General features: G+C 61.6%; 6 protein-coding genes. 5 read left to right on the top strand and 1 reads right to left on the bottom strand.

Annotated elements, in window-relative coordinates:
- The 3 genes from NW863_RS09820 to NW863_RS09810 all read left to right on the top strand — a co-directional run.
- The coding region (locus NW863_RS09820) for a zinc ribbon domain-containing protein (protein ID WP_414366023.1) at nucleotides 1–432 on the top strand (432 nt) is incomplete at its 5' end.
- A 53-nt stretch (nucleotides 433–485) separates the two neighbouring features.
- On the top strand, nucleotides 486–857 hold the full coding sequence (locus NW863_RS09815; protein ID WP_414366021.1) for a YtxH domain-containing protein: 372 nt from the start codon (nucleotides 486–488) through the stop codon (nucleotides 855–857).
- Nucleotides 854–1,393: a hypothetical protein gene (locus tag NW863_RS09810; RefSeq protein ID WP_414366019.1), complete on the top strand. Its 540-nt coding sequence runs from the start codon at nucleotides 854–856 to the stop codon at nucleotides 1,391–1,393. The genes NW863_RS09815 and NW863_RS09810 overlap by 4 nt, the downstream gene beginning before the upstream one ends.
- 3 nt (nucleotides 1,394–1,396) lie before the next feature.
- Here NW863_RS09810 and metG read toward each other — a convergent pair whose 3' ends face one another.
- The gene (metG, locus tag NW863_RS09805) at nucleotides 1,397–2,947 is read right to left on the bottom strand and encodes a methionine--tRNA ligase (RefSeq protein WP_414366025.1); all 1,551 of its coding nucleotides are present in this window, start codon (nucleotides 2,945–2,947) and stop codon (nucleotides 1,397–1,399) included.
- A gap of 71 nt (nucleotides 2,948–3,018) precedes the next feature.
- Between metG and NW863_RS09800 the strand changes: the two genes are divergently transcribed.
- Together NW863_RS09800 and NW863_RS09795 are read left to right on the top strand one after the other, a co-directional pair.
- On the top strand, nucleotides 3,019–4,890 hold the full coding sequence (locus NW863_RS09800; RefSeq protein WP_414366017.1) for an FAD-dependent oxidoreductase: 1,872 nt from the start codon (nucleotides 3,019–3,021) through the stop codon (nucleotides 4,888–4,890).
- 37 nt (nucleotides 4,891–4,927) lie between these two features.
- Nucleotides 4,928–5,245 carry a hypothetical protein gene (locus tag NW863_RS09795; protein WP_414366016.1) on the top strand — a complete coding sequence of 106 codons (318 nt, stop codon included), beginning with the start codon at nucleotides 4,928–4,930 and terminating at the stop codon, nucleotides 5,243–5,245.
- Nucleotides 5,246–5,259: the final 14 nt, after the last annotated feature.

Here is a 5,259-nt window from a genome sequence, read left to right as displayed (position 1 = left end):
AGCAAGAGAGAGCGGCGGCGGTCGAACAGTGAGGCCTACGGCCCGCTAGCGCGAGGGGCGTTCTACCCGTTGCGGCAATTTGTGCACTACAAGGCCGCCAGAGCAGGGATCCAGGTTGTGGTGGTGCCACCTGCCTACAGCTCGCAGACCTGCCACCGGTGTTTGTGGCTTGGGCAGCGGGAAGAGAAGCATTTTCGTTGTGTGAACCCAGCTTGTGGTTGGGAAGGGGATGCAGATTTGAACGGTGCCAACGTGATTGCCCTTTTGGGGGTCGCTGTAAACCGGCCTAGAGGCCCGTGGTTGGCTTGCCAACTGCAGGGCTACCGTTCGCGTCAGCGGCGCGTAGCGCTTAAAGCCTGCTCCGTACCGCTGAGCGGTCGGAGTCGGGTAGTTTACCCAATTCAACGCCCCCACGGCAGAGCACGGCATTAGATTTTGATAGTCTGGTTTGGGGGCCACCTGCATCCCCTCAACCCTGGCGAGGCATGGCGGAAAACCGGACCGGCGCGTTTATTGGCGGGCTGCTGTTGGGAACGGCGGTGGGCACAGTCATTGGCTTACTCCTGGCCCCCCGCAGCGGACGGGAGACGCGGCGACTGTTGAAAAAATCGGCCGAGGCACTGCCAGAAGTGGCAGAAGATGTGGCTGGCAGCCTGCAGTATCAAGCAGAAAAGTTGTTCGACGCCGCTCAACGGAATTTGGATGAGGCCCTGCTGCGGCTGCAGCAGGCAGCGGCGGTGGGCAGGGAAGCCATGTTGCAGAAACGGCAAGAGCTGATGCAAGCCCAAAACCTGCGTCCCCTCGCCCGGGAGGAAGCTGATTCAGAAGCCCGAGATCGGGAGGAGACAGCAGGATGAGCGATCCGGTCTTTTGGCTGGGCCTCTCGGTAGGTCTGGTAGCAGTGGGTATCTTGGCGGTGATCCTGACCCTGCTGCCTGCCGTCATTCAATTGGGTCGAGCCGCCCAGAGCGTGGAACGCTTTTTCGACACGCTGCTGCGGGAATTGCCCCCTACGCTGGAGGCTTTGCGTCTGACCAGCTTGGAAGTGAGCGAGATCGCCGACAGCCTCGACGAAGGGGTCAAGGGGGCCGGACAGGTGGTGAAGCAGGTGAACCGCTCTCTGGAAGGGGCCCGCAACCAAGCCCGTGGCGCTCAGGTCAATGTCCGCAGCCTTTGGGCAGGGGTACGGGCGGCCTGGCAGGCGCTGTCCAGCGAGACTCCCCCCACCGCCATGCGTAACCCTCAGTTGCGCTCAGGCCAAGCTGGTCGACCTTTTTCTGCTGCTGCGCCAAGCATTCCCTTGGGAGATATGCGCTCTTTTGCCAGCAAGGCAACGCCAGAGGGATCCCCCCCCAATGCGCAGCCTTCCCGACCCGATGCCACCAACCCGTGAGAGCTATCTGAGAATCCTCTGGAAGACAGGCACAGGAGGTTGGGGCTCTTGCCCGGCGGGAAGCCGGCCCCAACTGGCGTCTGGATCCCAGCGCAATTGGGTAACATCCTGCAAAGGAAACCCCATCTGCTGCAGGATCTTGAGGCTGAGGCTAGGAATAATCGGCGAAAGGGCTACCGCCACCCAGCGCACGCTTTCCAAAACAGCGTAGAGGATCTGGGCCACCTGTTCGCTTTGCCCCTGCTTGTGCAGCGTCCAGGGAGCCTGCTCGTCGAGGTATTTGTTGCTGGCCTGGGCCAAGCTGAGGGCTTTGCGGGCAGCGGAGCTGGGATCCAGCCGCTCGTAGGCATCGGCCACCGCCGGGGCTAGGCGCTCGACCAGGGTTTTGAGGGGGTGATCCGCTGCGATCTGCACCGGGGGAATGCGGTAGTCGGGCTGGTATTTTTTGAGCATATTGAGGGTGCGGTTGAGCAGATTCCCCAGGTCGTTGGCGAGGTCAGCATTGAGAACCTCAATGAAGCGGCCCTCGCTAAAGTCGCCATCCTTGCCCAGCTCAATTTCGGTCAAGAAATAGTAGCGCACGGCATCGGCGCCGTAGCGTTGCACCAGCTCAAAGGGATCCAGCGTGTTCCCCAGGCTTTTGCCCATCTTGAGGCCATCTTTGGTGAGAAAGCCGTGGCCAAAGATTTGTTTAGGCAGCGGCAGCCCTGCCGACATGAGCATGGCCGGCCAGTAGATGGCATGAAAACGGACGATGTCCTTACCCACTAGATGCACGTCGGCAGGCCAGTAGCGGCGCAGGGCGTTTTCCAGGGTGGGCTCGTCGTGAGGATCCAAGGCGGCGCTGAGGTAGTTAATGAGGGCATCAAACCAAACGTAAAGGGTTTGGCTGGGATCCGCCGGGAAGGGGATCCCCCAGGAGACGCTGGGGCGAGAGATGGAAAAGTCCCGCAGGCCCTGCTTGACAAAGTTCATGACCTCGTTGCGGCGGCTTTCCGGTTGAATGAACTCCGGGTGCTCCGCATAGAGGGCTTCCAGTTTTTCCTGGTAGCGAGAGAGGCGAAAAAAGTAGTTTTCTTCGTCTTTCCACTCCACTTTCTTGTTGGGGTGAAGGGGGCAAAACCCACCTTCTAGGAGCTCTGACTCGTCCTTGAACTCCTCGCAGGCAACGCAGTACCAGCCCTGCTGGCGGCCAACGAAAATATCTCCCCGCTCCCAAACCCGCTGAAAAAACTCCCGCACAATGGCCTTGTGGCGAGGGTCAGTGGTGCGGATAAAGCGGTCGTAGCGGATATCCAGCAACCGCCAAAGCTCTACAAACTGGGCGGCAATCTCGTCACAGTGCTGCTGCGGCGGAAGGCCGCGCTCTTCAGCGGTGCGCTGGATCTTCTGGCCGTGCTCGTCAGTTCCCGTTACCATCAGCACATCCTTGCCCCGCAGGCGGTGGTAACGGGCGATGGCATCCGCTGCCATGGTGGTGTAGGCGCTGCCGATATGGGGGGCAGCGTTGACGTAGTAGATGGGTGTGGTGATGACGAAGGTGGGATCCGGCATGAGCAGTTGCAGCGCTTTCCCCCATGATAAAAGTTGCCGGAAAGTCCGGCAGGCCGAGTTACGGGGCAGGGATGAAGCTGGCATTCAACCTAAAGGGATGGGGCTGCGGTGCCCTGGGGGCCGGGATCTTGGGCGCCGGGGCGGCTCTGGCCCAGCCTCTGCCGGAAACCCGCATCCCTTGCGAGATCCTCATCGCCGGGGGCGGGCTGGGGGGGGTGGCGGCGGCCTACGAGGCCCTGCGCTTGGGGCGACAGGTGTGCATGACCGAAATGACCGACTGGATTGGCGGCCAGGTGAGCGCCCAGGGGGTCTCGGCTTTGGATGAGCGGCCCTTGCAGCGGGAAAACGAGATCTTTCCCCAGGGCTATAGAGAGTTTCGCCGCCGGGTGCGGGAAAAGTACGGCGGTGATCCCAACCCCGGCAAGTGCTGGGTGAGCGTGCTCTGCTTCTCACCCCAGGTGGGCCACCAGGTCATCCGAGAGATGTTGGATCCCTACCTGCAGTCGGGGCAGTTGCGGCTGTTTACCGAGACGGTGGTCAAGGACGTGGAGATTGAGAATTACCAAGTCCGCAGTGTGCAGGCCATCCGCAATATTCCCAAACACGCCGGCGTCCAGCCGGAGAATCGGGGGGATCTCTCCACCTACTTGCTGGATTTTTACCGCCTAGAGCCCACCGCAGACTGGGACAAAGAGATCCTGCGCTTTGAGCCGCCGCCGCAGCGGCAGGGCAAAACCCTACCTTGGGTAGTAATCGATGCTACCGAAACCGGCGAACTGTTGCCCCTGGCGCGGGTGCCCTACCGCCTTGGCACGGATGGGAAAAGCCGCTGGGAGCCCAGCTCCAAGCCCTACAGGGATCCCTACTGCACCCAGGGGTTTACCTACACCTTTGTTATCGAGCGCTCCGCTGTGCCGCAGGTGCCCATCAAGCCGGAGTTCTACAACGACCCGCTGCACGGCCCCTACTACAGCTTTGAACAGCCGCGCTTTAACTTTGCTCTGGTCTTCACCTACCGCCGCATCCGGGGACAGGTATTTGGCTTTGGGGAAGAGGCCATCCGGGTGGGGGATCAATCCCTGCAGAACTGGACCTGGGGCAACGACTGGCGCATCACCGGGCCAGACAAGAACCTCATCCTCACCCACGAGCAACTGCAAGCCTCAGGGCAACTGGATCCCGGCGGCTGGATGGGGGGCTTGCGGGTAGAGGCGCTGCGGCGGGCCGAGCAACATGCTAAAGGCTTCTTCTACTGGTTGGTGGCGGGGCGGACGGATTTTCTCCTGCAGCAGGCGGATCCTGACTTTCAAAAGGACTTTTACCTGCGCTACCGCTACCTCAAAGGGCCCGCTAGCCCCCTGGGAACTGCCAGCGGCCTCTCCAAGTACCCCTACATCCGCGAGTCGCGGCGCATCCTCGGTCGGCCCAGCCTTGCCTACCCGGAGGGGTTCACCATCTACGAGTCGGATATCACCACGCGGGAATCGCAGCTAAACCGCGGGCGTCCCTTCATCTTCTACGATTCGGTGGGGGTGGGGCAGTACCCTATTGATTTTCACGAGTGCCTGCTGCCCGATTTTTCGCTGCCCCCCAGCCACAACCAAGATGCCCAAGCCCCTACCTACCCCTACCAGATCCCGCTGCGGGCCCTGATCCCCCAGCGCATTGACAATCTTCTAGCTGGCAGCAAGAACATCGCCACCAGCCGCATTGCCAGCGCCTCTTACCGGGTGCATCCTGTGGAATGGGCCATTGGCACGGCAGCGGGTCACACGGCTCACTTTGCCCTGGAGCGGGATCTGATCCCGGCGGAGATCCTGCGGGAGCCGCTGCTGGACTTGCAGCTATTGCCCGCTCTCCAAGCCCAGATCCAGAGCTTGGGCAATCCCATTCAATTTCCTGGCACCACCATCACTGCCACCGACTGGGCCCAATCCCGCTAGCCTAGAAAGGCAGGGTTGGGAGCTGGCCATGGAGGCTATGGGGGTTGAATTTGGGGGACTGGAGGCGATCCGCCCTTCGTTGTGGGCGGCCACAGCCCTCTGGAGCCTGGGACTGATCTGGGGGTTGTCGCCATTGCACCGCCGCCTGCAGGAGGGTTGGGAAAAGCAGTTGTCCTGGGATCCCAGTGGGGCTCTGGCCTCTCTGCTCAGCGTCATCCCTTTCCTGTTGGCAGCAGCGGTGGTGGTGGCTTTCACCGAGATCTCGTTGGGCAAAAGCTGGGCCGTCTCCTGGGGCCTTATTGCCTGTGTTGGCGGTGGCCTCTATGAGCTAGGCCGGCGGGACAATGCTCGCTAACCCAACGCCGGCCC

Source organism: Synechococcus sp. B60.1 (genome assembly GCF_047462555.1).
In the GTDB taxonomy this organism is placed as follows: Bacteria; Cyanobacteriota; Cyanobacteriia; order Thermostichales; family Thermostichaceae; genus Thermostichus.
The sequence above is the reverse complement of the archived record's forward strand: the minus strand, read 5'-3'. Positions and strand labels throughout refer to the sequence as shown.

Excerpts from the sequence above, each read along its gene's own strand:
- NW863_RS09795 (WP_414366016.1), top strand. The coding sequence starts at position 4,928 with ATGGGGGTTGAATTTGGGGGACTGGAGGCGATCCGCCCTTCGTTGTGG.
- NW863_RS09800 (WP_414366017.1), top strand. The coding sequence starts at position 3,019 with ATGAAGCTGGCATTCAACCTAAAGGGATGGGGCTGCGGTGCCCTGGGG.
- metG (WP_414366025.1), bottom strand. The coding sequence starts at position 2,947 with ATGCCGGATCCCACCTTCGTCATCACCACACCCATCTACTACGTCAAC.
- NW863_RS09815 (WP_414366021.1), top strand. The coding sequence starts at position 486 with ATGGCGGAAAACCGGACCGGCGCGTTTATTGGCGGGCTGCTGTTGGGA.
- NW863_RS09810 (WP_414366019.1), top strand. The coding sequence starts at position 854 with ATGAGCGATCCGGTCTTTTGGCTGGGCCTCTCGGTAGGTCTGGTAGCA.